General features: G+C 50.8%; 30 protein-coding genes and 1 riboswitch. Of the genes, 2 read left to right on the top strand and 28 right to left on the bottom strand.

The window, feature by feature from the left end; translation table 11 throughout:
- Nucleotides 1-14: 14 nt before the first annotated feature.
- The 24 genes from BBD42_RS22115 to ald all read right to left on the bottom strand — a co-directional run bounded on the left by BBD42_RS22115 (nt 15) and on the right by ald (nt 22,049).
- Entirely contained in the window at nt 15-1,193 is a 1,179-nt protein-coding gene (locus BBD42_RS22115; protein WP_099519905.1) for a D-alanyl-D-alanine carboxypeptidase family protein, read from the bottom strand.
- A gap of 243 nt (nt 1,194-1,436) precedes the next feature.
- Nucleotides 1,437-1,925 (bottom strand): GerW family sporulation protein, encoded by a 489-nt coding sequence (gene ytfJ, locus BBD42_RS22110; protein ID WP_099519904.1) that lies wholly within the window; start codon nt 1,923-1,925, stop codon nt 1,437-1,439.
- A gap of 158 nt (nt 1,926-2,083) precedes the next feature.
- Nucleotides 2,084-2,770 carry a DUF2953 domain-containing protein gene (locus BBD42_RS22105; RefSeq protein WP_099519903.1) on the bottom strand — a complete coding sequence of 229 codons (687 nt, stop codon included), beginning with the start codon at nt 2,768-2,770 and terminating at the stop codon, nt 2,084-2,086.
- A 77-nt stretch (nt 2,771-2,847) separates the two neighbouring features.
- Entirely contained in the window at nt 2,848-3,453 is a 606-nt protein-coding gene (gene scpB / locus BBD42_RS22100; RefSeq protein ID WP_046231988.1) for an SMC-Scp complex subunit ScpB, read from the bottom strand.
- The gene (locus BBD42_RS22095; RefSeq protein ID WP_099519902.1) at nt 3,422-4,201 is read right to left on the bottom strand and encodes a segregation and condensation protein A; all 780 of its coding nucleotides are present in this window, start codon (nt 4,199-4,201) and stop codon (nt 3,422-3,424) included. Before BBD42_RS22095 ends, scpB begins: the two co-directional genes overlap by 32 nt.
- 258 nt (nt 4,202-4,459) lie before the next feature.
- The gene (gene ribH / locus BBD42_RS22090; RefSeq protein ID WP_056028895.1) at nt 4,460-4,930 is read right to left on the bottom strand and encodes a 6,7-dimethyl-8-ribityllumazine synthase; all 471 of its coding nucleotides are present in this window, start codon (nt 4,928-4,930) and stop codon (nt 4,460-4,462) included.
- Between the two features lie 40 nt (nt 4,931-4,970).
- Nucleotides 4,971-6,221: a bifunctional 3,4-dihydroxy-2-butanone-4-phosphate synthase/GTP cyclohydrolase II gene (locus BBD42_RS22085; RefSeq protein ID WP_099519901.1), complete on the bottom strand. Its 1,251-nt coding sequence runs from the start codon at nt 6,219-6,221 to the stop codon at nt 4,971-4,973.
- A gap of 50 nt (nt 6,222-6,271) precedes the next feature.
- Nucleotides 6,272-6,961 carry a riboflavin synthase gene (ribE, locus tag BBD42_RS22080; protein ID WP_099519900.1) on the bottom strand — a complete coding sequence of 230 codons (690 nt, stop codon included), beginning with the start codon at nt 6,959-6,961 and terminating at the stop codon, nt 6,272-6,274.
- 15 nt (nt 6,962-6,976) lie between these two features.
- Entirely contained in the window at nt 6,977-8,083 is a 1,107-nt protein-coding gene (gene ribD, locus BBD42_RS22075; protein WP_099519899.1) for a bifunctional diaminohydroxyphosphoribosylaminopyrimidine deaminase/5-amino-6-(5-phosphoribosylamino)uracil reductase RibD, read from the bottom strand.
- 154 nt (nt 8,084-8,237) lie between these two features.
- A riboswitch (FMN riboswitch) is annotated at nt 8,238-8,448 on the bottom strand.
- A 194-nt stretch (nt 8,449-8,642) separates the two neighbouring features.
- Entirely contained in the window at nt 8,643-9,074 is a 432-nt protein-coding gene (locus tag BBD42_RS22070) for a peptidylprolyl isomerase (RefSeq protein ID WP_056028903.1), read from the bottom strand.
- Between the two features lie 56 nt (nt 9,075-9,130).
- Nucleotides 9,131-10,462, bottom strand: coding sequence for a diaminopimelate decarboxylase (lysA, locus tag BBD42_RS22065; RefSeq protein WP_099519898.1), 1,332 nt, complete (start codon nt 10,460-10,462; stop codon nt 9,131-9,133).
- A 116-nt stretch (nt 10,463-10,578) separates the two neighbouring features.
- Entirely contained in the window at nt 10,579-12,390 is a 1,812-nt protein-coding gene (locus BBD42_RS22060) for a spore germination protein (RefSeq protein ID WP_237163193.1), read from the bottom strand.
- Between the two features lie 59 nt (nt 12,391-12,449).
- On the bottom strand, nt 12,450-12,878 hold the full coding sequence (locus BBD42_RS22055) for a stage V sporulation protein AB (RefSeq protein WP_056028907.1): 429 nt from the start codon (nt 12,876-12,878) through the stop codon (nt 12,450-12,452).
- Nucleotides 12,871-13,521, bottom strand: a complete 651-nt coding sequence (locus BBD42_RS22050) for a stage V sporulation protein AA (protein ID WP_099519897.1) — start codon at nt 13,519-13,521, stop codon at nt 12,871-12,873. Before BBD42_RS22050 ends, BBD42_RS22055 begins: the two co-directional genes overlap by 8 nt.
- Before the next feature lie 115 nt (nt 13,522-13,636).
- Nucleotides 13,637-14,392, bottom strand: a complete 756-nt coding sequence (gene sigF, locus BBD42_RS22045) for an RNA polymerase sporulation sigma factor SigF (RefSeq protein WP_046231980.1) — start codon at nt 14,390-14,392, stop codon at nt 13,637-13,639.
- 19 nt (nt 14,393-14,411) lie between these two features.
- Entirely contained in the window at nt 14,412-14,840 is a 429-nt protein-coding gene (gene spoIIAB / locus BBD42_RS22040; protein WP_056032668.1) for an anti-sigma F factor, read from the bottom strand.
- A 14-nt stretch (nt 14,841-14,854) separates the two neighbouring features.
- Nucleotides 14,855-15,208, bottom strand: a complete 354-nt coding sequence (spoIIAA, locus tag BBD42_RS22035) for an anti-sigma F factor antagonist (protein WP_056028909.1) — start codon at nt 15,206-15,208, stop codon at nt 14,855-14,857.
- A gap of 199 nt (nt 15,209-15,407) precedes the next feature.
- On the bottom strand, nt 15,408-16,622 hold the full coding sequence (locus BBD42_RS22030) for a D-alanyl-D-alanine carboxypeptidase family protein (RefSeq protein ID WP_099519895.1): 1,215 nt from the start codon (nt 16,620-16,622) through the stop codon (nt 15,408-15,410).
- Nucleotides 16,623-17,043: 421 nt separating this feature from the next.
- Complete coding sequence (locus BBD42_RS22025; RefSeq protein WP_081418563.1) at nt 17,044-17,214, bottom strand: aspartyl-phosphate phosphatase Spo0E family protein; 171 nt, start codon at nt 17,212-17,214, stop codon at nt 17,044-17,046.
- Between the two features lie 165 nt (nt 17,215-17,379).
- Nucleotides 17,380-18,204 carry a purine-nucleoside phosphorylase gene (locus BBD42_RS22020; protein ID WP_099519894.1) on the bottom strand — a complete coding sequence of 275 codons (825 nt, stop codon included), beginning with the start codon at nt 18,202-18,204 and terminating at the stop codon, nt 17,380-17,382.
- A gap of 97 nt (nt 18,205-18,301) precedes the next feature.
- Entirely contained in the window at nt 18,302-19,486 is a 1,185-nt protein-coding gene (gene deoB, locus BBD42_RS22015; RefSeq protein WP_099519893.1) for a phosphopentomutase, read from the bottom strand.
- Nucleotides 19,487-19,621: 135 nt separating this feature from the next.
- The gene (gene xerD / locus BBD42_RS22010; protein WP_099519892.1) at nt 19,622-20,512 is read right to left on the bottom strand and encodes a site-specific tyrosine recombinase XerD; all 891 of its coding nucleotides are present in this window, start codon (nt 20,510-20,512) and stop codon (nt 19,622-19,624) included.
- 107 nt (nt 20,513-20,619) lie between these two features.
- On the bottom strand, nt 20,620-20,853 hold the full coding sequence (locus tag BBD42_RS22005; RefSeq protein WP_099519891.1) for a DUF4227 family protein: 234 nt from the start codon (nt 20,851-20,853) through the stop codon (nt 20,620-20,622).
- An 80-nt stretch (nt 20,854-20,933) separates the two neighbouring features.
- Nucleotides 20,934-22,049, bottom strand: coding sequence for an alanine dehydrogenase (gene ald / locus BBD42_RS22000; protein WP_099519890.1), 1,116 nt, complete (start codon nt 22,047-22,049; stop codon nt 20,934-20,936).
- 192 nt (nt 22,050-22,241) lie between these two features.
- Between ald and BBD42_RS21995 the strand changes: the two genes are divergently transcribed.
- Nucleotides 22,242-23,402 (top strand): S8 family peptidase, encoded by a 1,161-nt coding sequence (locus BBD42_RS21995; protein WP_172455583.1) that lies wholly within the window; start codon nt 22,242-22,244, stop codon nt 23,400-23,402.
- Between the two features lie 96 nt (nt 23,403-23,498).
- Here BBD42_RS21995 and fur read toward each other — a convergent pair whose 3' ends face one another.
- The 3 genes from fur to BBD42_RS21980 form a co-directional block, all read right to left on the bottom strand.
- Nucleotides 23,499-23,966, bottom strand: coding sequence for a ferric iron uptake transcriptional regulator (gene fur / locus BBD42_RS21990; protein ID WP_056028925.1), 468 nt, complete (start codon nt 23,964-23,966; stop codon nt 23,499-23,501).
- A 105-nt stretch (nt 23,967-24,071) separates the two neighbouring features.
- Nucleotides 24,072-24,716 carry a stage II sporulation protein M gene (gene spoIIM / locus BBD42_RS21985; protein ID WP_099519888.1) on the bottom strand — a complete coding sequence of 215 codons (645 nt, stop codon included), beginning with the start codon at nt 24,714-24,716 and terminating at the stop codon, nt 24,072-24,074.
- A 90-nt stretch (nt 24,717-24,806) separates the two neighbouring features.
- A complete protein-coding gene (locus tag BBD42_RS21980) occupies nt 24,807-25,370 on the bottom strand; it encodes an NUDIX domain-containing protein (RefSeq protein ID WP_099519887.1) in 564 nt (187 codons plus the stop codon).
- 111 nt (nt 25,371-25,481) lie between these two features.
- Here BBD42_RS21980 and mciZ point away from each other — a divergent pair, with 111 nt between their 5' ends.
- Nucleotides 25,482-25,625 carry a Z-ring formation inhibitor MciZ gene (gene mciZ, locus BBD42_RS21975; protein ID WP_082110875.1) on the top strand — a complete coding sequence of 48 codons (144 nt, stop codon included), beginning with the start codon at nt 25,482-25,484 and terminating at the stop codon, nt 25,623-25,625.
- Nucleotides 25,626-25,761: 136 nt separating this feature from the next.
- Here the strand turns inward: mciZ and BBD42_RS21970 are convergent, their stop codons facing one another.
- Nucleotides 25,762-26,889: a M20/M25/M40 family metallo-hydrolase gene (locus BBD42_RS21970; RefSeq protein ID WP_099519886.1), complete on the bottom strand. Its 1,128-nt coding sequence runs from the start codon at nt 26,887-26,889 to the stop codon at nt 25,762-25,764.
- Nucleotides 26,890-26,909 lie beyond the last annotated feature (20 nt).

Genomic DNA, 26,909 nt, shown 5'->3' with positions numbered 1-26,909 from the left:
ACCGCAGACGTATATCAACTAAACAACGCCCGAATGGCTTCGCCAGCCGCCGCCAAATAACTTTCTTTCCTTAGCCCATCGTTGAAAAAAGCATCCGCTTCGGCCTTTTTGCGCTCCGGAAGCGCCAGTCTGCTGCTGCCCGTATTATAGATTGGTACAGCTCCTATTTTCGCCCCGTTCATATACCACTCCAGCGTTCCTCTTTCGCCTAATGCATAACGCGTCGTTGCCGCATTTACTACGACAAGCCGCGAAGTCAGCTGGCCTTTTTCCTCCTCCGTTAAGGGGTAGCTGAAGCTTTGCCCTACAGCGTAAGGATAGCCGGCAAGCGCCTGCCCTCTACCCGCGATTTGGGCTAGCGGATAATGCTCGAAGCCCCAATCAAGCATATGGCGATGATCAGCCCAATCGTCTCCATCGCTAAGAGTGACAGCTGCCAGCTGCTGACCATCACGGGTAGCAGAGCTGACAAGGCAGCGCAGCGCCTGCTTGGTGTAGCCGGTTTTAACACCGTCTGCTCCCTCATACATTTGGAGCATTTTATTTTTGTTCACCCATTTGTACTGCCACTGCTCATGCGGGTTTGGAACCTGCTTGACCGGTGTGCTGACAATTTTGGCAAACACGGGATTGCGCAGCGCATAAGCTGCCAGCTTGGCAAGATCGTTAGCGGAGGAATAATGTCCTTCCTCATCAAGGCCATGCGGGTTTTTAAATTGGGAGTTATTCATTCCCAGAAAAGCAGCTTTTTCATTCATCAGCACGACGAAGCCCTCCTCTGAACCGCCGACATGCTCGGCAATTGCGGTTGCTGCATCATTTCCCGAGCGCAGCATGAGGCCATAGAGCATGTCCTGCAATTTCATTTCTTCATTAAGCTGCAAATAAATCGAGGACCCTTCCTTGCCTACCGCACGCTTGCCCGTCTTGACGGTGCCTGACAGGTTGCCATGCTCTATCGCTACGATTGCGGTCATAATTTTGGTTAAGCTGGCTATAAGCATCGGCTTGTCTCCGTCCTCGCTGTAGAGCAATCTGCCCGAGGTGACATCAATCAGCGCCGACGCTGATGCATGTGTGCTCAGCGGTTCTGGTTCAGCCGCGTAGCCTGGCGCTGGCAGGCTTGTCCCTGTCAAGCAGAACGCCAAACCTAACAAAAGCAATATCCGAGCTATTTTCACAATGCTAATCATTCTTCGCGGCCCCTTTCCTGTGTGTAAGTCTGATAAACAAGGAAGGACTTTCCCACAGACTTTTAAACGCCTTGTACACTATATGCTTGTCTCGGAAAAATAAGACTGTAAAGTGCAGCCGGCTTACGCCCTAGCTAACGCTCCAGTACCTAATGAGCGAAGCAATATTACAATATCTATATAGGCTTAACTTTTAAATTTTATACTTTAAACGAAAAACTGCCCTTGCGGGCAGCTCTGGCCTTAAATAATGGTTGAGTCGGTTGTGCTCATATAGCCTGAATTCATATTGGTGCCAGTTAATTGGCTTGCGCCGCTGGACGAGCTTCGTATCATCGATTGCACCTTGTCAAATACATACGGTGTCGAATCAATAATCCGCTCCAGCAGATGCGTGTTGTTGTCGAGCGGCACGATTTTGACGCCTTGGGTGCCGACAACGAGGAAGGCAATTGGCGTGATGGATACGCCGCCGCCGCTTCCCCCGCCAAAAGGAGTTGCTACAGTAGCTTTGTGACTGTCATCGGAGCTGCTGGACGAATCCGAGCTGTCGCCGCTGAACCGCATATCGCTGCCGCCTGCAACAAATCCAAATCCGACCTTGCTGATCGGCATAATAATGCTGCCATCTGGCGTTTGCACAGGGTCGCCAACAATCGTATTGACGTCGACCATTTCTTTAATATTTTCCATTGCTGTCTGCATAAGGCCTTGTATTGGATGCTCTTGCACAACATCTCCTCCTAATTGTCCAAATCAATTTAACGCAGGCTACGCTAATAATGTTTCCCGCGGCCGTGCATTGTATGTAATTAAAAAAAAGCAAAACCATGCCCCTTTTGAAGGAGATGGTTTTGCTTGCCCATGAAATATTTTAAATCGCTCATCCATTATTTAAACAATATATGGTGCCACACGTGAATGCCGTGCGAGCCTTTTTTGAGTCTCAGCAGCAAAGCCAGCCACGATCTCACCGCATGGAACATGCTGAGCTTAGCCGTACAATGCCATTCCGTTTGAAAATAAGTTCCTTGGTACACTGGCTGCACCTGGAGCACCGGATCGGCTTTAAGCAGCACGAATTGTGAGATGACGCCCAGCATCGTCGTTTTAATCGACCATACTGCCCCTGTCGTCATGGCCGTCCACATCGCGTCTCCAACCCCAACCGTTGTCGACCATTTCCATTCGGTCAATTGCACCTTTTTTAGCAGTTGCTTGACCCAGCCTCGCAAATTATCGGTTACTTCCAGCGCGTGCTTCAGTTTTTCTATAAACCGCTGTACATTTTCGGCGTCAATTTTCCCCTGATGCTCTTTGGAATGCTGGACGCCCGCACGGTTGGTACTAATTTGCTCATGCAGCCGAATCGTCGCCCCCTGCAATTTCATCTGCGGGATCTTCACCTTATAGTGCAGCAGCCCGTACAGTCCTACGATTCGCACATCGATATGGTCAAGCTCGCCTTTCCTAGTTAGCTTTCCATATACACGCACCGGCGAAGCAAGGGCCAGCAGCAATAAGAACAAAAAAAAGAGACCTGCCGCCGTCATCAAGCCGTAAAGGTTTCCGGGCATTTTGCTTCCTCCGTTTTCCTATTATGGATTGAATATAGTATGACCCGGCGGTCAAATCTCATTCTCTGCAAGCCTGATTAATTCGGCGGAATCTCGTCAATCGTCATTTGCCGCTCGCCGATGCGTTCAAACAGCATTTGCGTCTGTTCTTCAAGGGCGTCTTCTACATCGATGTGCTTCGGCTCTGGCAAAGCTTTAATGCTCGACAAGCCAAAATAATCGAGAAACGCTTTGGTCGTGCCGTACAAAATAGGACGTCCTATTGCTTCCGCACGGCCCACCTCTTCAATTAAATCTTTAGAAACGAGCGACTGAATCGCTCTATCGGTTTTGACACCGCGAATTTCCTCAATATCAATTCGGGTAATCGGCTGGCGGTAAGCAACGATCGATAACGTCTCCAGCGCTGCTTGAGACAGCTGCGAACGTGTTGGCGTATAGGCCATCCGCTCAAAATAAGCTGCGTGATCAGGATGCGTTGTCAACCGATAAGCACCAGCAACCTCCGTTACCTGAACGCCCCGCTCCTCACGCGCCAAATCCCGGTGCAGCTCATACACCAAATCGGCAGCAAGCTCGGCATCAAACTGCATAATATCCGCAATTTGCCGCTTCGTCAGTCCTTCATCTCCCGCCATGAACAGCAGGCCCTCAATAATCGACTTCAACTTCTGATAATCCACTGCCTTCTGCATCCCCTCTCCAATGAATGACAATATCATCAAACAGCTGATGCTGAAAACAACGAATATGCTTCATCTTCATCAACTCCAAAATCGCCAAAAAGGTTACGACGATTTCATGCTTATCCATATTTTCACGAATCAGCTTTGAAAACTGCACCGTTTCATACTGCCGCAGCACCTCAACTATGTCGCGAATCCGATCCTTTACGGAAATTTCGTCCCGCTGCACGGTCGCCACAAATTGGCGCCTCGCTGCCTTTTTGAGCGCACGCTGAAAAGCCGCTACCAGATCAGACACATGCAGGCCCTCAAGCGGGTTAATGTCCTGCTCCTGCAAAAAAGGGGTCATGTCCTCGGGCTCACGCGAAAAAACGAGGCTCCGCTGCGTTTCCTTCTCGCGCAGCTGCTCGGCAATTTGCTTGAATTTGCGGTATTCCACGAGCTTCTGAATGAGCTCATCACGAGGATCAAGGCCATCATCCGGCCAGTCCTCATATTCTTCCTCAAACACGGGCGGCTTCGGCAGCAGCTGCCTGCTCTTGATGGCCAGCAGCGTAGCTGCCATCACCAAAAACTCGCTGGTTACCTCAAGCTCCATCTCCGTCATTGCATTCAAATAGTCCATATACTGATCTGTAATCTCATTGATCGATACCTCATGAATATCAATTTCTGCTTTATCAATCAAATGCAGCAGCAAATCCAGAGGCCCTTCGAAAGATTCCAGCTTGTAAAGCACTGACACTGCCATTTCCTCCCGACTAATCTACCAAGCGTAAACGACCTAAGCCGTCCTCTGGCGGCAAAGCTACCGTTTCGCAATGGAATATAAGCCTATTATAAGCGTGAAACTTATAATTTCTTATATTTCGATAAAATCGCTGCGCCACCCGTAAGCGTAAACAGCTGCTGCCAGCACACACTAGCGGCATCCACTCGTTACGCTTTAAAAATAGAAAGGCCTCTTCTCAGAGGCCCATCTCGCGAGCTGCAAGCCTTAAGCTTAATTATGCAGCAATTTTGTCAAATTAGCCATCTCTATTGCACTAGCAGCTGCTTCATACCCTTTATTTCCAGCTTTTGTTCCTGCGCGTTCAATCGCTTGCTCGATGGAATCAACCGTCAATACGCCAAAAATCGTCGGTACGCCCGTTTTCAAGCCAACAGCCGCTACCCCTTTGGCCGCCTCATTGCACACATAATCAAAATGCGGCGTTGATCCTCGAATAACAGCGCCAAGCGTAATAACCGCATCGTATTTGCCGCTCTCTGCCATTTTTTGCGCGATAAGCGGAATTTCAAAAGCTCCTGGCACCCAAGCAACCTCAACCTCATTATCCAAAGCGCCATGGCGTTTAAATGCATCAAGCGCTCCGCTCAGCAGCTTGCCGGCAATAAATTCGTTAAACCTTCCAACAACGATTCCGTAACGCAAACCTTCCGATACTAAATGTCCCTCATATACATGCGGCATAAATAAATTCCTCCCAAATGGTTTTTATAATTTTTTTATATTACTGTTGTTCCTGGTTTTGATCCTGAAAATCAAACAGATGGCCCAGCTTCGCCTGCTTCGTCCGCAAATAACGGTCATTGTCCTTATTCGCTTCCATTTGAATCGGCACACGCTCGGTAACTTCAAGGCCATAGCCTTCCAGCCCTTTAATCTTGCGCGGGTTGTTGGTGAGCAAGCGCATTTTGCGAATGCCGAGATCGCGCAAAATTTGTGCTCCAATACCGTAGTCCCGCAAGTCCGGCGCAAACCCAAGCTGCAAGTTGGCATCGACCGTATCCAGCCCTTGCTCCTGAAGCACATAAGCTTTCAGCTTGTTGATCAGACCGATTCCGCGTCCTTCCTGGCGCATATAGAGCAGCACGCCATTGCCCGCTTCCTCAATCTGCGTCAGCGCTGCCGCAAGCTGCGGCCCGCAATCACAACGATGCGAATGGAACACATCGCCCGTCAAGCATTCCGAGTGCACGCGCACAAGCAGCGGAGTTTCTGGATCAATCTCGCCTTTGACAAAAGCGACATGCTCCTTGCCATCTACTTCATTCGTAAAACCAATGGCTTTGAAATCGCCGAAATCCGTTGGCATATTAACCTCAACGACACGCTCGACGAGCTTCTCCTTCGCATTGCGGTATATAATCAGCTCTTGGATTGTAATAAGCTTGAGATCATGCTCATGCTTAAACGCCACGAGATCCGGCAATCTTGCCATCGTGCCATCTTCATTAATGACCTCGCAGATGACCGCTGCCGGCTCCGAGCCGCACATCAGGGCCAGATCGATACCCGCCTCTGTGTGGCCTGCCCGTCTTAGCACGCCGCCATCTTTCGCAATTAGCGGAAAAATGTGGCCCGGCTTGCGGAAATCAGCCGCCTTCGTATTCGGGTCAATAAGCGACTTGACCGTCTCGGAGCGCTCATGCGCGGAGATGCCGGTCGTTGTGGAAATATGGTCAACGGAAACGGTAAACGCCGTTCCATGAAAATCCGTGTTACGCGCTACCATCGGCGGCAGCTCCAATTGCTCCGCCCGCTCTGCGGTAATCGGAACGCACACAAGCCCCCGCGCCTTTGTAATCATAAAATTGATGACTTCAGGCGTCGCCATGGAGGCCAGCGCAATGAGGTCGCCCTCATTTTCCCGATCCTCATCATCTACAACGATAACGGGCTTGCCAAGCAGCAAATCCTCAAGCGCTTCCTCAATCGTATTGAACAAAGATTTCTCTAAAGGCTGATCCTGCTGTCCCATAAAGCTTCCCTCCCTGATCATTCACCACTTCAACTAGCATTTATCCGTTATTACATAAATCCATTTTCACTAAGAAAAGCAGCACTCAGCTTTGCTCCGCCAGCCTTGCCGGCTTTGCTGCCGGACGCCGCTCCAGCCTCGCGTGCTGGCTTGAAATGCAGCAAATGCTCCACATATTTGCCAATCATATCGCATTCGATATTAACCGAATCGCCTATGCGCTTATCCAGTAATGCCGTTTCTCCCAGCGTATGCGGGATGACCGATACTGAGAAGCCTGAATCATTCGTCCCGACAACCGTCAAGCTGATGCCATCAATGGCGATCGAACCTTTAGGAATGACATATTTAAGCGTTGCCGCATCATGGAGCTTTATGCTGAATATGACAGCATTGGCATCGGTTTCCCTTTTGGCAATGGTTCCTGTACCGTCAATATGCCCCTGAACCATATGACCGCCGAAGCGCCCTCCTGCCAGCATCGCCCGCTCCAGATTGACCTGCTCGCCGGGCTTCAGCTGGTGAAGATTGGAGCGCCGGTACGTTTCTGGCATCACATCGGCATCAAAGGTGCTGCCCGTAAAGGAGATGACTGTCAGACATACGCCGTTTACCGCAATGCTGTCACCAAGTGCTACGCCTTCTAGGACGCGGGAAGCACCAATCGTTACTACCATCGCCTCGCCCTGCTTGACCACCCGCTTCAGCTTGCCGACTTCTTCAATCAGACCTGTAAACACGGCCAGCCCTCCTCTCTAAACATCGCGGTAGGCAGGGTAGCCGCTAATGCAAATATCAGCCCCCGCTTGTTCCACCTGCATACGCTCCAGCTCAATCGCCTGTGCCATTTTCTCAAAACCTTCAAAATCAAAGGTGCCGGGAGCGGCTGCCCCGCCGATAATTTTAGGCGCCATATAAAGCATGATTTTGTCGATGAGTCCGGCTGTCAGCATCGCGCCATTAAGCTTGCCGCCGCCTTCCAGCAAAATCGAACCGATTTCCAGCTCGCCAAGCTTTCTCATTGCTTGCGGCAAATCTACCTGCTTGCCAGTGCCTGCCCGAATGAGCTCAACGCCGGCTGCCAGCAGCTCCTGCGCCTTGGCTTCATCCGCCTGCTCAGTTGCAATGACGATCGTCCTTGCTGTCCGATCCGTCACTACACGCGCGGTGAGCGGCAGCTTGAGGCTGCTGTCGATGACTATACGCACCGGATGCAGCGCCGGTACGTCCGCTCTCGTCGTCAGCTGGGGATCATCGGCAAGCACGGTGCCGATACCGACCATGATGCCCATATGCTGATGGCGCAGCGTGTGCACCTGCTCCCTTGCCGCACTGCCCGTTACCCATCTGCTGTCTCCGGTGCGGGAAGCGATTTTGCCGTCGAGCGTGCTCGCTGTCTTAAGGGTGACAAACGGCAGCTTCGTCGTAATGTATTTGTTGAATTTCTCATTCATTTGGTTGGAGCGTTCTCCTAGTAGGCCCACTTCAACCTCAATGCCGCATTCCTTCAGCCGTTCAAGGCCACGCCCAGCTACCTGCGGATTCGGATCGGTTGTAGCCACGACTACCCGTGCGACCTTGGCATCAATGAGCCTTTCGCAGCAAGGAGGCGTCTTGCCAAAATGGCTGCAAGGCTCCAGCGTCACATAAGCGGTGGCGCCTTCCGCTTCCTCTCCCGCCATTTGCAGCGCATGCACCTCGGCATGCCCGGTTCCCCGCTTGAGATGCGTGCCGAGGCCGATAATCCGGCCATCCTTTACTACGACGCAGCCGACGACGGGATTAATATCCGTCTGCCCAGCCGCTTTCTCTGCCATATCCAGTGCCAAGCTCATATAATAACTGTCATTCAAAATATCCATGAACGCAAAAAACCTCCATTAGCAACATAGCCAACGGAGATGAGAGTATATCTTAGAGACCCGCTTTCAAGTACACAAATAATCGATTTTAACAGACCTAATTGCCCAGCAAAAAAAAGTGCAAGCAAATAAGCATGAAATCACGCCTTGAAAGTGTCTCCTTCTCCCATCCAGACTGTACTGTCGGTCCCGGAATTGCACCAGGTCAGCCGTATATAAACCGCTCATGCGTTCACACGCTCTGAATGGAATGTACACGGGTCACGGACTGACAGGCAGCATATCTGTCGCTTCAACGTTCAAAGCGCTTAGACAGCCTCCTGATCACCGCCGGTTGGGAATTTCACCCGACCCCGAAGGAAAGCCACTGTATTATTTTTATTAAATACTCGTTACTTACTTTTAAAATGTAACTCTGATGAAATGTTACCACCGCAAAATTGAAAAAGCAAGAAATTTCGATACTGATTCTCAGCTTAACAGCCAGGCTGTCCCTTTTTTATAAAAAAACCGCTTGTTTTCCGACGAATCGAAAAAACAAGCGGCCTTTCCGCAACGATTAAACCGTTACGATTTCAACTTTTTCCATTTTTTCGCCTTGGCGGAACGTGTCAACATGCTCCATGCCTTTAGCGACTTTGCCAAATACAGTGTGTCCGCCATCCAAATGCGGCTGTGGAGCATAGCCGATGTAGAATTGGCTTCCGCCTGTGTTGCGTCCAGCATGCGCCATTGCAAGCGTACCGCGCTCATGCTTGTTCGGGTTGATCTCACAGTTGATGGTGTAGCCAGGTCCGCCAGTGCCGTTGCCTGTAGGGCAGCCGCCTTGAGCAACGAAGCCCGGGATTACACGGTGGAAAGTCAAACCATTATAAAAACCATCGTTTGCAAGCTTCTCGAAGTTTGCAACTGTGTTAGGCGCATCTTGATCAAAAAGGTCAATAATAACCTCTGCTCCGTTTGCCATTGTAATTTTCGCTTGTTTTGCCATCTATTAAACATCTACCTTTCTATATCCGAATAAGACTACGTTACCAAATTTAACCCTTATTTCGCAAGGGCTGTTTTGCGAAGTCTTGCCGGAAGCAAGTCATTGCCGACAATATTGTCCAAAGATTCACGCTGAACGACGAGATCAGACGCGCCATCTTTGACAAATACGACAGCTGGACGGCGGAAACGGTTGTAGTTGCTCGCCATCGAATAATTATAAGCGCCTGTGCAAAATACTGCAAGCAGATCGCCGCTGTTTGCTTTCGGCAATTCCAGATCAATAATGAGCTTGTCGCCGCTTTCGCAAGCTTTGCCCGCTACGGTCACAGTCTCTTCATTCGCTTCGTTCGCACGATTTGCAAGCACCGCTTCATAAACGGATTGATAAAGCGCCGGACGCGGGTTATCCATCATGCCGCCGTCTACAGCGATATATTTGCGCACGCCTGGAATTTCTTTGCTCGTTCCAACGGTATAAAGCGTTGTGCCTGCGTCGCCAACCATGCTGCGGCCTGGCTCAACCCAAATTTCAGGTAGCGGGAAATCCGCTGCTGTAAAGCTGGAAATAAGCGTATCCGTAATCGCTGCCACGTATTGAGCAACTGGAAGCGGGGAATCTCCGTCAACATAACGGATGCCGAAGCCGCCGCCAAGGTTGATAACTTGGAACGTCAAGCCAAGGTCTTGGCGAATTTCAATCGCAAACGCCGACATTTTCTCAACAGCCATCTTGAAGCCGTCTACTTCAAAAATTTGCGAGCCGATGTGGGAATGAACGCCAAGCACATCCAGATTGGACAGCTCCATCGCTTCTTTAATCGCCTGCTTAGCCGCGCCATTCGTCAAGTCGAAGCCGAACTTGGAATCCTGTTGGCCTGTGGAAATATAGTCATGCGTATGCGCCTCAACACCCGGCGTAATCCGCAGCAAAATTTTAACTGTCAAGCCTTTGTCCTTCGCCAGCGCATTAAGCACTTTAAGCTCAATAGAATTGTCTACTACGAAGCAGCCGATGCCTGCATCAAGCGCCATGTTGATTTCATCCGGCGATTTATTGTTGCCGTGAAAGTGGATGCGCGCTGCCGGGAAGCCCGCTTTCAGCGCCGTATGAAGCTCACCGTCGGAAACGACGTCAAGCGACAGGTTTTCCTGCTCGGCAAGCGCACACATAGCCATTGTGCTGAATGCTTTGCTTGCATAGGCCACTTGGAATTGCAGGCCGGATTTTTGAAAAGCAGTCACATATTCATTCGCACGCTTACGCACAAGCGCCTCATCGACAATATATAGCGGCGTACCATATTCTTTCGCCAGCTCCGTTACATCGCAGCCGCCGATTTCCAAATGCCCCTGGGCATTAACTTTGCTCGTTCCATGCAAGTACATTGTTATTATTCCTCCATACGTGAATAGATTCGATTTGCACCAATAGCAACAGTATATCGCAATCTATCCGCAAGCGTAATGGATAATTTAACATGTCATTTGCATTTTTTCCGATTTCACTCCGTTTCAGGCATTTTATCGAGCTGCTGCGGCCGCAGCAGATTGGGCCGCTTGCGATTTTGCAGCACGGGCGTCCGGAAAATAATATTCATCATCGCCCTGAAGTCGAACGGGATGAACGGCCACATGTAAGGGCGGTTGAATGAACGCTCCATGCACAAAAACAGCAAGATGACCGTCGTTCCAACGATGAAGCCCGGCACCTGCAAGGAAGCTACCAGCGTAATGAGCACAAGTCTGACAATGCGGTTCGCCAAGCCCAGCTCATAGCTTGGCGTCGCAAACATGCCAATAGCCGCAACCGACATGTACAAAATAACCTCATTGACGAAAATGCCTGTCTGGACCGCAATATCGCCAATGAGGATAGCCGATACGAGCGACATTGCCGTTGCCAGCGAAGTCGGCGTATGCACGGAGGCAAGGCGCAGCAGATCAACGCCGACCTCCGCCAGCAAAAACTGCACGAGCAGCGGCAGCTTGCCGGTTTTCGAAGGCCCGAGAAATTCCAGCGCCTGCGGCTTAAGCTCAGGATGGATAACGAACAGCAGCCAGAGCGGCAGCAGGAACAGCGAGGCGAATATGCCGATAAACCGTACCCAGCGCAAATAGGTACCGATAAACGGCGTCTGGCGATTTTCCTCGGCATGCTGCATAAGATCGAAATACGTTGTCGGCAAAATCATGACGCTCGGCGACGTATCCACGAAGACGACAACGGCTCCTTCTAGCAAATGAGAAGCAACTACGTCTGGACGCTCAGAGTAACGAACAAGCGGGAACGGGCTCCAGCCCCGTTTAACGGTTGCCTCCTCCAGCTGCTTGTCGGCAAGCGGAATGCCGTCAACCTTGACCATCGAAATTTTTTCCTTAATGGATTTAAGCAATTCCTTATCTACCAAATCATCAATATAGGCGATACATACATCCGTCTGCGTCCGCTCGCCGATCTGCACCAGCTCATATCTGAGCTGCGGATCACGCAGCCTCCGTCTGACAAGCGATATATTCATCATCAACGTTTCGACGAAACCGTCGCGGCTGCCTCTGACAACCCGCTCCAGGCTCGGCTCGTCTGGCGAGCGGGCAGGGAAGTTTTTGGCGTCGATGAGCAGCGCCGTCGCTTCCTTGTCGATGAACAGCGCCGTTCCCCCCGAGAGAATGCCGGTCAGCAGCTTGTTCCAATCCTGCTCAGACTTAACCTGGGATGCTGGCACATACATATCGAGAAAGGCGTGCAGCGCATCGGAGGACAAATCATCCGGCTGCAAATAGGTCAGCCGCTTAAGCACCTCTGTTTGCAGCGTATCCTTCGCCAAACCGTTCATAAACACGAAGGCGACCCGCCGCTCGCCGAAGGTCATTTCCCGAACGACAACATCGAAGCTGGTGCCGTAGCCAAGCTCATTTTTCAGCCGCTCCAGCACATCATCCAAATCAGAAGGTATTCGTTCCTCGCGGCCATCCTGCCCTTGCTTGCTGCTCTGCCCTTTGCCATGCGACTTCCCTCGTCCCTGCGTTTTAGAACGGGCATGCAGCGGCTGGCCGTCGCCATGCTGCCCTTCCTCCTTATTTTGCTGCTGGTCGTATCTACTCTCCTCGCGCCGCTCCTGATGCTCCCCTCCAACAAGCTGCTTGGCGTGAATGTACTCCTTCACCTGCCGCCAGCCTCGTTTTCTTTTCCCGGATGAATGGATGTCCACATCTGTATCGGTGCTCCGCTCATTTCCCAGCTTCATCATGTCAGGAATACTAGCGTGCTTGTAATCTTGCCCCTGGTCATTATGCTGCTCCTGATCCTTGTCCATCTTCTTCCTTCACCTCACTCAGTTCTCCAGCATAGCCATCCTAGTTCCCAGCCATTTTCCTACCATTGATACCAAAGCCAGTCCAGCAGCGATCCCAATGTTTTGCCAAGCACCATCGCCATCACAAGGCCAACTAAATAGTCCGACAAATGGATGCGTTTGGCGAGGATGGGGAAGACGTTCAGCACCTCCGTAAGCGCCGCCGCAAGCAAGCCGACGAAAATGCCGTTCAGCAGCCCGGCAGCCATTTGTGATGTAATGCCTGCAAGCGAAAGCTTCCAATCGAAAAAATCTGCGAATGTCCAATAGACCGCCCCGCTTATAACGGCCGTCTCAAACCAAATGGAGAGGCTGTAGGCATAAGCGATTTGTGCAAGCCGCGGAATAAGATCCAGCACCGTTAGCAGCGCCACCAGTCCGCTGCCTACTGCAAGCCCTCCCGATAAGCCCAGCATGACAATAAATGCATGAATCGGCCAATCAAGCATCGTCCTCACTCCGAGCGGTTTGGCGATCATTTTTTTTGCGCATCTCGTCGGCGATGACGTAGGCGTTCACATTTTCCTGGTAGGTGAACAGCTCTACCTCAAGTGGGTTCGGCTCTTCATTGAACCTTTTTCGGAACAGATGGTTGAAAAACAGCACCATGCCCAGCCCGATGCCGAAGGAATATGGAATTTGAAACCACAGCGGATGCTCGTTATGCTCTCCGGTAATCAGCTCGACGATCCGAATATGGACCTCCTTCATGCTGACGTCGGTATGGAAGTTCATAATTGCCAGACCCGCGCCGAAAAACAACAGCAGCCACGAAAAAATAAGCAGCGGAATTCGCGGCTTGGGCGGCTTGTCCGCAATCATGACCAGCACCTGCGGATCGCCGTAGGCTTCAATAGACAAGCCTGGCTCAAGCTCGCGCAGCCGGCTGACGATTTGCAGCAAATCGATGACGACGCGGTTGCCGTCTGGCTTGCTGTGACGATATAGAACGAGCTGGCCCAATCGGCGTTCCTGCTCTTCGGACTCGCCAAGCAGCCTCGCCGCCTGCCCGAGCGTCACTTCCTTCTCAGGACGTATCCCAATCCGCTTTCGCAAACGCAAATAGAGAGGCTGCCGCTGCATCGTATCCATCCGTCATCAGTCCTTTATCTGTACTTTGGGTTCGTTTCCCTTTTAGTATGAGAAAAACAGGAATCAGATAGTCACGCTGCAGCAGGTAAAAACAAGAAAAAAAAGATCAAACCGCCTACAAGGCGATTTGATCTTTGATGGACTGCAATATTTTTTTCTCCAGACGCGACACCTGTACTTGTGATATGCCTAGACGACTCGCGACTTCTGATTGCGTCTTGTCCCGGTAATAACGCAAATACACGATAAGCCGTTCCCGCTCGCTAAGGCCTTCGATAGCTTCGGTAAGCGCAAGCTTGTCGAACCAGCGCTCCTGCGAATCATCGGCAATTTGATCCATCAGCGTAATGGGATCGCCGTCATTTTCAAATACCGTCTCATGAATCGAGGTTGGCGGCTTATTCGCTTCCTGCGCAAATACGACATCCTCCGGCGTAATGCCGAGCCGTTCCGCTACTTCGCTAATAGTCGGCAGCCGTCCCAGCACCTTGGAAAGCTCATCTTTCATTTTGCGCACCTTATTCGCCGTTTCCTTGAGCGAGCGGCTAACTTTAAGCGTACCGTCATCTCGCAAAAACCGCTGGATTTCACCGATAATCATCGGCACGGCATAGGTGGAAAATTTAACATCATAGGAAAGGTCGAATTTGTCAACCGACTTGAGCAGGCCAATACAGCCGATCTGAAACAGATCGTCAGGCTCATAGCCCCGGTTGATGAACCGCTGAACTACTGACCATACTAAACGAATATTGCATCCTACAAGCGTGTCCCTTGCCAACGTGTCGCCAGACTGGCTTAACGCAATAAGCCGCTTTACTTCCGCATCATCCAAATACGGCTGAGCCGTTTGTTTCAACCCGGAATCCATGAGGTTCAACCCCTATGCGCTAGTTGTATAGCGCTTTTTTCGATTCAATTCGTTTCAGCATGCTGACGCGGGTACCGCCGCCAAGCTCGCTGACAACCTCGAATCGGTCCATAAAATTTTCCATGATCGTAAAACCCATGCCAGAGCGCTCAAGCTCCGGCTTGGAAGTGTAAAGCGGCTGGCGAGCCAAGTCCAAATCTTCAATACCGCGTCCGTGGTCAATAACCGTCAAGGAGATCGTTTCTCCTTCAATATAACCCTCTATCGTCACTTTACCGGCTGCGTCGCTATCATAGCCGTGTATAATCGCATTGGTTACCGCTTCCGAGATTGCTGTCTTTAAATCATTCAGCTCCCCAAGCGTCGGATCGAGCTGGGAGACGAAGGCTGACACCGCTACGCGGGCAAAAGCCTCGTTCTCTGAGCGGGCGCTGAAGGTTAATGTCATTTCATTACGTCCGTTCACGATACCACCTCCAGACTTGAAATCGCCATCCGTTCATTATCATGAATCTCCAAAATTTTAAACAAGCCCGACATTTCAAAAAGCCGGTGAACGCTTGGACTAACGGCGCAGACAACCATTTTCCCGCCTCTTGCCTTCACCTGCTTATACCTGCCCAGAATGACGCCTAGCCCCGAGCTGTCCATGAATTGCAAATCCTTCAAGCTGAGAATGATGTGGTCGCTGCTTCCTCGTAAAATCGCATCCTCCATCTTGACCTTGACGACGTCGGCTGTATGATGATCCAGCTCTCCGCGCAGACGTACAATAAGCACATTGCGATAATGCTCCAGTTCAGCTTGCAAATTCATAATTGCTGTTCATCTCCTTTAAGCTGTGCATTTGGATAGAACTAGCATTTCTCCAGCGGGGCATGCGTTTCCTGCACGGCGACAAAACTAGAAGCAGAGCCCTAAGAGGTGACAAAATATTCAGCTTTGGCTCGCTATTTTCTGGCAAAACGCACGGAATGAATCCAGATAAACGCTGTTCAATCCGGTTTAACCCGGATTAAGCGAACAATCCGCCAAACGAACGCTTCAGCATTTTCCACCAGCCAGCCCGTTCAATCGTCTGCGGCGCATCAACGGGGAATTCCTTCAGCAGCTTGTCTCCCTGATAGACGAGAAGCTTGCCGATTGGCGCGCCGATCGCAACAGGCGCTTTAAGCGAGCCGTCGATTTTCAGCTCATAGCGGATATCGCTCGTGTTTGCCCCTTTTTTGAGCAGCACGCTGTATGCATGGGGAGCGACCAGCTCAAGCTCGGACACCACGCCCTTCTCCACATGCACCCTGCCCATGGCATCGCCCTCTTTAAAAATCGGATGCGTCATATATTGGGCAAACGCATAATCAAACATTTGCGACACTTCCGTATTGCGTGTCTTCGTATTCGGCTCGCCCATTACGACTGCAATGATGCGAAGCCCATCCCGTCTTGCCGTCGCCGACAAGCAAAACTTGGCTTCATTCGTAAATCCGGTTTTTAAGCCGTCTGCACCGCTATAGAACCGCACAAGCTTATTCGTGTTGACGAGCCAAAATGGCTTCTCTGACGTTTTACGCAAATAATCCTGATACATTCCTGTGTATTTCGTAATATTCGTATGCTTGAGCAGCTCGCGCGACATAACCGCAATGTCATGTGCCGACGAATAATGATCCTTTGAAGGCAGGCCGTTGCAATTGGCAAAATGGGTTTCCTTCAGCCCGAGCTGCTTCGCTTTCTCATTCATCATCGCCACGAATTGCTCCTCGGTGCCGCCAAGCTTCTCAGCCATCGCAACAGAAGCATCATTGCCAGAGGCTAGAGCAATTCCTTTAATCATGTCGTCAACGCTCATTTCCTCGCCGGGCTCCAGAAAAATTTGCGAGCCGCCCATGGAAGACGCATATTCGCTCGTCTGCACCTTGTCGGTCAGCTTGAGCTTGCCGTCAGCCAGCGCCTCCATAATAAGCAGCATCGTCATAATTTTGGTGATGCTTGCCGGAGGCAGCTGATCATGGCTGTTTTTCTCGTAAATAATCGTTCCACTGTCCGCATCCATAAGAATGGCAGAACGGGCCGATGGCGCCAAATGAGGCTCCGCGCTTCCGGACTGCTCCGCTACCGGCAGCGATGGGATGAGCGGTGTCTCAGCCGCTTCTGCCGCGAATACAGCGGTTGGCAAAGAGACAGCTAGCGCAAGGATGCATAAGCATAGTTTATTCCGTAGTTTTTTCAAGAACAGATTCCCTCCTATGAAGCTGCGGCATGCCCGTACTCCGCAAAATGTTCGGTTCACGGGAATTCGCCGCAATTCGGCTATATTTAAATATAAGAATTTATAAGTTTTACACTTATAAATGGGCTTATATTTCACCCGCGAAACGGAAGCTTTGCCGCCAAAGGACGGCTTCAGCCGTTTACGCTTGTCTTCCACAGTTTCGCCTGTTTTTATGTAAATTATTCCAAAACGCTTATATTCGCAAAAAAAACCGCCCTCGCAAAAGCTTTCGCTTCCTGCAAGAACGGTTTTTGAATTTTTTCACGTCATTACCTATTACCTGTTAATTAAATCTAATTACCCCTTTTTATTGCGACAGTCGCCTTCGCTAAGCATCATATGGCAGATCTCAACCTATGTTTCATGCCACTTGCTCTGTTTATTTATGGCTGGAAACGGTCCGTCGCTCTTCCTGCGCACGCACGATTAAAACGTCTAGCGATTGGCTTAGCCGCAGTACCTCTCGGTGAAGAAAAGTTTGTTTGATAAGCGCCGTCTCAACCATTTTATCGCGCAACTTCTCCATCTCCAAGAGCAATTGCTTGTCCATTTAACTCCACTCCATTTTTCTATAATTACGGACATTATACGACGATGGCGTTTTAAAATACTGTCACAATGAGTCGAGCCAATTGTTACAATTGTGTTACAAGTTTGCGGACAAAATAACACCAATTTCTAGCTTATTTAAACTGCTTAAGCAGTAAACTGTTCTTTAAATGAGCGGAACCAAACCTTTTACAAGGTCTAAAAATTGAGATTTCACGCGCTCTGCCGTCTCCATAACCTCTTCGTGGTTAAGCGGTTGATCCAAAATCCCCGCAGCCATATTCGTAATACAAGAAATGCCAAGAACTTCAATTCCCGCATGTCTTGCGGTAATCACTTCCGCAACGGTCGACATTCCGACAGCATCTGCCCCCAAAACGCGCAGCATGCGAATTTCCGCAGGCGTTTCATACGTCGGTCCGAGCAGTCCAGCGTAAACTCCCTCAGCTAGTGCAAGCCCTTGGCTTGCCGCAAGTTCACGGGCAATACCGCGCAGACGTTTGCTGTAAGCCTCCGACATATCAGGGAAACGAACGCCCAGCTCGTTATCATTAGGGCCAATGAGCGGGTTTTTGCCTGTCATGTTCAGGTGGTCAGAAATCAGCATCAGGTTGCCCGATTCAAACGCAAGGTTGACGCCGCCAGCCGCATTCGTCACAAGCAGCGTTGATACGCCAAGCGCCTTCATTACGCGCACCGGAAATGCCGTCAGCTCTGGGCCGTAGCCTTCATACATATGAAAGCGGCCTCGCATCAATAGTACCGGACGGCCGGACAAGGTGCCCATAAGCAGCTCTCCTGCATGTCCTTCCACTGTGGATACCGGGAAATGCGGAATATCGTGGTACGCAATCGTCACTGGATTTTCCAAATGATCGCCTAAAACTCCAAGACCGGAGCCCATAATCAGGCCAACCTCTGGTTTCAAGTCCGTACGCCCGGCAATGTAGGATGCCGCTTCTTTAATTTGTGCTGCTGTAATTACGTTCATAGGGATAGCCTCCAAGTCGTTAGTTCATTCATTCGTTCGTTCATTCGTTCATTCGTTCATTCGTTCATTCGTTGATCAGTTGCTTTAGTTGAATCAATTAAGCTTCAAGCAATTCGAGAAAGCTTGTGCCGTTCGGCGGAGCCTTTACGTTGAAGTTGTCCGCAATCGTCGCTCCTAAATCGGAGAAGGTTGCTCGCGACGCTAGCTGTCCAGGCTGCTTGAATGCTGGGCTATAAAGCAGCAGCGGCACATATTCCCGCGTATGGTCCGTACCCGGATGAACGGGATCATTGCCGTGATCTGCGGTAATGACCAGCAAATCGCGCGGTCCAATCGTTTGCGTAAGCTCAGGCAAAGCGCGGTCAAACTCTTCTAGTGCGGCGGCGTAGCCTTCTGGGTCTCTGCGATGTCCGTACAAGGAATCGAAATCAACGAGATTCGTAAACAGCAATCCCTTAAAAGGCTCCTTCAAAGCAGCTATCGTACGGGCAATGCCATCCGCGTTGCTCTTCGTGGGCGTAGAAGCATTAATGCCCTCTCCATCAAAAATATCATTGATTTTCCCGATGGAAATCGTGTCGAGTCCGCCATCCTGCAGGGCATTAAGCACCGTAGGCTCCGGCGGCTTGACTGCATAATCATGGCGGTTAGGCGTACGCTTGAACGCGCCCGGCTCCCCTTCATAGGGTCTGGCGATAACGCGGCCTACCGTATAACGCTCATCCATCGTCAGCTCACGCGCAATTTCGCACGCGCGGTATAGTTCGTCTAGCGGGATGATGCCTTCATGCGCTGCAATTTGAAAAACGCTGTCAGCAGAAGTGTAGACGATCCATGCTCCCGTCTCCATTTGCTCAGCGCCCAGCTCGTCCAAAATTTCCGTACCGCTTGCCGGCTTATTGCCGATGACCTTGCGTCCTGTGCGCTCCTCGAATATAGCGATCAGCTCATCCGGAAACCCGTCTGGAAACGTCTGAAAAGGGACCGTCAGCTTCAGCCCCATCAGCTCCCAATGCCCGGTCATCGTATCTTTGCCAACTGATACCTCCTGCATTTTCCCATAGTAAGCGCCAGACTGTCCATCTGCCGGCTTCCAATCGCCGAGCGGCGCAATACGGTCAAGACCAAGCTGGCGCAAATTTGGCAGGCTTGTCCCCTTTACTCTTTCTACGATATGCCCAAGCGTATGCGAGCCAACGTCGCCGAAAGCCTCCGCATCCGGCTGTTCGCCAATTCCAACGCTATCAAGCACAATAACGGCAATACGATCAAATTTACTCATGTAGTCCCAACCTTTCTGATATGATATCTGGTGAAAAACAAGGTGTATATGTGAAAGGTTTGACTTTCCACCAACATTCGGTGCGCATCCGCACTGCCTGACCTAGTCTTAAGCAGCCGCTGACTTCGCTATTTTTCAAGCGCGTGGATGCGCGCTGTTGTATACGTCTTTCATTTTCACCTTTGTCAGCTTGGAATATTTCTGGGTTGTAGCAACGTCGGCGTGGCCTAGCAGCGCTTGTACGGTACGCACATCAGCACCGTTCTCCAGCAAATGGGCAGCGAACGAATGGCGCAGCGTATGCGGCGTAATATCCGCTTCAATGCCGGCCTCTTTTGCATACTTTTTGACTGTCTTCCAGAAGCCCTGCCGCGTCATCCGCGTCCCCAAATGGTTCAAAAAGAGCGCGTCCTCCTGCTTGCCGTGCCGCTGCAGCCCGACTCGCCCATGCTCCAAATAATCTTCCAGCGCTTCCGCAGCTTTTCTTCCAAATGGAACAATACGCTCCTTCCGGTTGCTGCCTACACACTGAATAAAGCCGAGCTGCCGGTTGACGCTTGGCACATCCAGCGAAATCAGCTCCGACACGCGCATGCCTGTCGCATACAGCAGCTCCAGCATCGCCTTGTCCCGCTTTCCTGCAGTCGTCACGCATTGCGGCGTATCCAGCAGCAGACTTGTATGCTCCATCGATAAAATTTGCGGCGGCTTCGTTTCCTGTTTCGGCGATTCAATATAGATGGATGGATCGCGATCAATGAAACCTTCAACCAGCAAATAATGAAAGAAAGCGCGTATCGACACGATGTGCCGCGATAAAGTAGATGCCTTGCGCCCATCCTCCTTTAATTGCAGCAAATAATGCGCCAAATGATGCTTTTGTACAGCCGATGCTGACTCGATATTCTGGCTTTCCATATAATCCAGTAGAAACAGCAAATCCCGCCCGTACGACTCCAATGTATTTTTCGACAAGGAGCGTTCCACGCTTAAAAAACGAATAAATGAGTTCACCAAAGATTTCATCCTGTTTCCTTTCATGCTTCCAGCCTTTGCACGCTATTAAAGCGTACTTCGGTATTTCCACACCAAGGATCATAAATCCTGCTTGGCGAGCTTTTTATCCTGCCCAGCTATTCGCCGTACCAATAGAAAAAGCGCAGCCTATCCGCTATATTACCATTATCCCACTCATATGTACTATGCCAAATGGCCTTAACGGCCTCGCCTTGCGGAACTTCATAAGGATTGCTTGGCGACACGACATCAACGAGCCAATCATAGCCGCCAGTGGCGATGATAAACAAACCGATGAACAGCAGCATAAATACGAAGCGGCTGAACCATTTGCGCGCAGACAATACCATTTGCCTCTCGCCCCTCTCTATATATGCGAGCAGGATTGTCCCGCCCATTTTACCATATGACGAGAGAGGGGCTTATATGCTCATGCCAGCAGGGTTTGAATCGGTGTAAATGGCAAATCCAGTGCCGCCGCTACCTGCTCATAGGTTAATTTGCCGCTATGCGTATTGACGCCTTTCTGCAGAGGCTCGCTGAGCTTTATCGCCGCCAGCCCGTCATTTGCGAGCAGCAGCGCGTAAGGCATGGTGACATTCGTCAGCGCAAAGGTCGAGGTGCGCGGCACAGCACCCGGAATGTTCGCTACCGCATAATGGATAACGCCATGTTTGACGTAAACGGGGTCCTTATGCGTAGTAGCCCGGTCAACCGTTGCAATGGAGCCGCCCTGGTCAACGGCGACATCGACGATGACTGCTCCTTTTTTCATCGTTTTGACCATTTCCTCCGTCACCAGATGCGGCGCCTTCGCACCCGGAATCAGCACAGCGCCAATGAGCAAATCCGCCTTCGCCACCGCCTCGGCAATATGATACGTGCTCGACATTACGGTCTGAATGCGGCCGCCAAAAATATCATCCAAGTAACGCATTCGATCAAGACTGCGCTCAAGCAGCACGACAGTTGCTCCCATGCCAAGCGCAACCTTCGCGGCATTCGTACCGACGATGCCGCCCCCGATAATGACGACCTCCCCCGGTGCTACCCCAGGCACACCGCCCAGGAGAACGCCTCTGCCGCCGTTAAACGCCTCCAGAAACTGGGCGCCAACTTGCACTGCCATACGTCCTGCAACCTCGCTCATTGGCGTCAGCAGCGGCAGACTGCCATTTTGAAGCTGAATCGTTTCATAAGCTATTGCAGTAACCTCGCTGTCCATTAAAGCTTTCGCCAGCTCCGGCGCAGCCGCAAGATGCAAATAGGTGAACAAAAGCTGCCCTTTGCGGAAAAATCCATATTCCTCTGGGAGAGGCTCCTTTACTTTCATAATCATTTCTGCGCGTTCCCATACTCCAGCAGCCGAGTCTACGATTACGGCACCCTCGCTTGCATAATCGCCGTCCTGAAAGCCGCTGCCATCTCCTGCCCCTGTCTGCACTAGCACTTGATGTCCCGCTGCTCTAAGCATGGTGACGCCTGCTGGCGTCAATGCTACCCGGTATTCACTCGTTTTTATTTCTTTGGGAACGCCAATGATCATGAAAAAACCTCCTAAAGAAAATAATGGGGATATAGCCATATTGTACGTCAAAGGCTTGTCCTAAGCGATACAATTTCCAACTGCTGCAAAAAATATGTACTTGGGGACGAATACCCAGTCCACACCTCCCCCTCCTCCATACACTACACAAGTAGTCTCATGTCTGCCTAATACATGGAGGAGGAGCCCATCATGCCTCGATTAGATAACCTGATCGCTTCCTGTTCTGCCTATAAACCTTCTAAACATACAGAACGCCAGCTCATCAGCTTTACCACGCACAGCTCCTATAAACGCTGCTTGCGCCTGCTAGAATCGCGCGGCATTCATCCATTCAAAACGATGCCAGGCTGCAAAATGATCGGTTTTCTGCTTGACCGGCGCAGCTCGTGGAAACATATTATCCGCCATCCTGAGGTTAAGCTAATGGAGCGGGATGTAAAAATCCGCAAGCATGATACCGCTCCCCAAATGGCAACCCGCACCATAAAACCAAATCTCCCCATTATAAAAACGACCGTAGACGCCAATAAGGTGCCTTGGAATATTAAAAGAGTACAGGCGCCGCTTGCTTGGAAGCGCACACTTGGCAAACCTGTCAAGCTTGCCATTATTGATACCGGCATTGCCAAGCATCCCGATCTGCGCATATCGGGCGGTGTCAATACGATGGGCGGCACAAGCTATTACGATGATAATGGCCATGGCACTCATGTTGCCGGCATTGCGGCAGGCAGAGGCTTAACAGGACTGTATGGCGTAGCTCCCAATATAAAGCTGTATGCCGTGAAGGCATTGGACCTTTACGGCTCGGGCTACGTGTCCGACATTGTAGATGCCATTGAATGGTGCATTCGCAACAAAATGAATGTCATTAATATGAGCTTTGGCATCGTCAGCGGCCAGCATAGCGATTTGCTGCGCCAAGCGATCAAGCGTGCAGCGAAGCAGGGCATCGTCATTACTGCCTCAGCTGGCAATGAGGGGCCAAATACGACGACGATCGACGAGCCAGCTTCCTTTCCGGAGACGATTGCAGTCGCCGCTTCCAATCGGCTCAACCAGATCGCCGACTACAGCAATCGGGGAATGGGCATTGATGTTGCCGCGCCGGGAACAGAAATCGTCTCTACTTGGCTGAATGGCAAATATGCCATCATGTCAGGAACGAGCATGTCGTCTCCCCATGTGGCTGGCGGTGCTGCTTTATTGCTGTCCGTAAGGCCAAAGCTAGGCTCTGCCCGTGTATCGACTATTCTTCGCAAGTGGTCTGTACCGTTAAAAGGCTATTTGCCCACTGTGCAAGGCTCCGGCCTGCTGCGGCTCGGACGCATTCGCAATGTGAGCTCCTAATCCAGAGAGCCGCACTATACTCGAACCCCAACGTCTTTCCTCATATGTAACGCCAAAACGGCTTCGCCGTCCAGAAACACTGGGCAGCAAAGCCGTTTATGATTCGTCTTTTTTCGCATTCGCATTCTTCTCATTGCATTTACGACAAATGCCCTGGAAGTCCAATCGATGGTCGAGAACCGAAAAACCATATTCCTCTTCCAATCGTTCCTCAAGTGGCAGCAGCCAATCGTCCTTGATCTCATCCATCGATCCGCATTGCACGCAAATAAGATGATGATGATGATGCTTGCTGCTGTCCGTTCTCAGATCGTATCTGGCAACCCCGTCGCCAAAATTAAGCTTCTCCACTACATGCATTTCGCTTAATAGCTCAAGTGTCCGATACACCGTTGCAAGGCCAATTTCTGGCGCCTTGTCCTTCACAAGCATGAACACATCTTCGGCGCTCAAGTGATCTTCCTCATTCTCAAGCAATACACGTACTGTTGCTTCACGCTGCGGGGTTAATTTGTAGCCCTGCGACTGCAACTGTTGTTTAATCTTATCAATCCGGGCTTCCATGATTTCCCCCCTACCACACATGTCTGCGCCAACATCAGAAAACGTTTGCTTTCATTATAGAGTCAAACCCTTGTGAAAGTCAAACATTTTGGCGTGGATTGGGCATCAGATTGCCGCGGCGGAAGCGTCTAAAATCGGTGCTGCCCAGCTCATTAACAGCGGAGAGACGTAAGCTTCAAGCAAAGCGGCACCGATTAAAACCATCAGCATCATCATCGCTGTCGTCGTAAAGCTCAGCATTTGCGGGGCAAGTGTGCCGTTTTGCCGCATCAGCCTATTTTTCACCACATACATCGAAAAAGACAGCGCCGAAGCGCTCGCCATCAAAATGGCCGGCACAATAATTAAATTAGGCGGCGCAATCGAGACGAGCGAAAACAGCACGCCCTTCCATGAATATTGTGTAATGAGCGTACCGAGCGCAAAGCCGACAAGCACGCCTTTTAGAAAATCCATAGCTAGCACCAGCGGTATGCCGACTACGGTAATGCCGAGGAACCACAGCACCAGCAGCCATTTTCCATGAAAAAAAACGCGCTCCCAAAATGTCGCCGCGCTATCCGCAGCCGCCCCGCCATGCATAAGCTGTACATACTGGCTCATATCCGAAGCCAAATCCTGCTGCTGCTCAAAGGTGAGCGCATTTACCATCAACCCGCCAAAAATGACGCCCACGACAAACAGCACGCCCACAAACACATACAGCGTCAGCTGGCTCCCTGCGGGCCCCTTCCCCATTCGCGAACGCATAGCCTTCCCCCTCTTGTCCCATGTGATAAAGTGTATGTTCCTTTAAGCACACCTATGACGGGAGGGAAGGAGCTTATACGCTTCCTCTTTCTAAATGGGCAGCTTGCCTGTCAGCAAATACAGCTTCCACACGTAGACGGCCATAATCGTCTTGGCATCACTGATGCGGCCTTCGGAGATATAAGCTTCTGCTTCCTCTAGCGTAATCGCCATCACTTCCAGAAACTCATCCTCATCCGTCTGCTGCTTGCCAGAAACGACCTGATCCGTGAAATAAACATACAGCTTCTCATCCGCAAAGCCTGGCGACGTATAAAAAGCGCTCACAAGCTGCAGCGTATCCGCTTTGTAGCCTGTCTCCTCTTCCAACTCGCGCCTCGCCGCCTCGAGCGGATCCTCGCCAGCATCCAGCTTGCCTGCCGGCAGCTCAATCTGAAATTTCTCCAGCGGCTTGCGGTACTGCTCAACGACGAGCAGCTTGCCATTTAGTAGAGCGATGACAGCCGCTGCTCCCGGATGCTTGACGATTTCCCTTGTCGCCGTACTGCCGTCCGGCAAGGCGACCGTATCTACCTGCAGCGAAATGATTCTGCCAGAAAAAATCGGTTCGGTATGGGTTGTTTCTTCTTTCCAGCGATTAATTCCCTCATTCATGAATGAATATTCCCCTTTGCGTGTAAGAATAAAGTAACGTGCATAACTTGTCCGATATCCGCATACCTATCCTTATCCAAATATTTTTGATAGTGAAGGAGCTGGATAACGATGAAAACCTATACAAGCGTCAGCCATCTTCGCCTTGTCGGCAAAGCATGGGAAATTCGCCATCAACTGCGCCTCATGTCCTGCAAGGCAGCAAGCGGAGCTTCTGAGCCGTTAGCAAGCTTTTTGACGCGAACTAGCTCTTAAATAGTGGGCCATAAATCATAAAAGCGCCAGCAGACTGCCGCCGTAATACATGGAAAACAAGCGATACGTCCGGGAAAATGCTCTTTTCCTGACCTATCGCTTGTTTGGTTTCTCTACTGCTATGCTGCAGGGCCTATTAAGCTTTAGCTGCCTGCTTCATAATCTCAACGACCAATTCCGTCGTTTTGACTAGATCGGCTACTTTAATTTGTTCCTGCGTCGTATGAATATGCTCGTAGCCAACAGCCAGGTTAACCGTCGGCACGCCGAGGCCATTAAACACATTGGCATCGCTGCCGCCGCCGGAGTGGAAGGTTTTTGGCGTCAATCCGATCGCTTTAATCGCCGTTTGGGCAAGCTGCACAACAGCATCGCTCTCATCGTACGAATAAGACGGGTAAATGACCTCGCTGCTGAACACGCCTTTAGCGCCAAACTCTGCTGCTGCACTTTCTACCGCTTCGCGCATAGCATCCAGCTGGGCATCCAGCTTATGCTGCACAATACTGCGCGCTTCCGCATTCAGCTTCACATAATCAACGACGATATTCGTTGCGCCTCCGCCTTCAAAAGAGCCAATATTCGCTGTCGTTTCCTTATCGATGCGGCCGAGCGGCATTCTTGCAATCGCTTTTCCCGCCACTTGGATCGCACTGATTCCCGCTTCCGGGTTAACGCCAGCATGAGCCGACTTGCCGTGAAACTCAATCGTGACTCTCGCCTGTGTTGGCGCAGCAACCGCAATTTCGCCTACTGAGCCATTTGAATCGAGCGCGTAGCCGAATTTCGCCTTTAGCTTGGACGCATCCAGCGCGCGAGCTCCGAGCAGTCCCGACTCCTCGCCTACGGTAATGACAAACTGGATAGGGCCATGCGGAATCGATTGTTCCTTAAGCACACGGATTGCCTCAAACATCGCGGCAAGACCCGCTTTATCGTCCGCTCCAAGAATGGTAGTGCCATCGCTGCGTATGTACCCATCTGCATCAATTTGCGGTTTAATGCCTACACCAGGCGTTACCGTATCCATATGGGAAGTAAAAAAGATAGTCGGAGCATTTTCTACACCGGAAGCTTCCAGAAACGCAAATAGATTACCTGCGCCATGACCTGTTTTGGCTGCCGCATCATCCTCTTCCAGCGATAGTCCCAGCTCTCCGAATTTCTTCTTAAGCTCAACGCTTATAAGCTGCTCATGCTTCGTTTCACTATCAATTTTCACCAATTGTACAAATTCATCTACTAACCGCTGCTCATTAATCATTAACGTTTCCTCCGTTCGTC

The sequence above is a fragment of the Paenibacillus sp. BIHB 4019 genome, from assembly GCF_002741035.1.
In the GTDB taxonomy this organism is placed as follows: Bacteria; Bacillota; Bacilli; order Paenibacillales; family Paenibacillaceae; genus Pristimantibacillus.
Note: the sequence above shows the minus strand (reverse complement) of the source record. Positions and strands in the feature narration are given on the sequence as shown.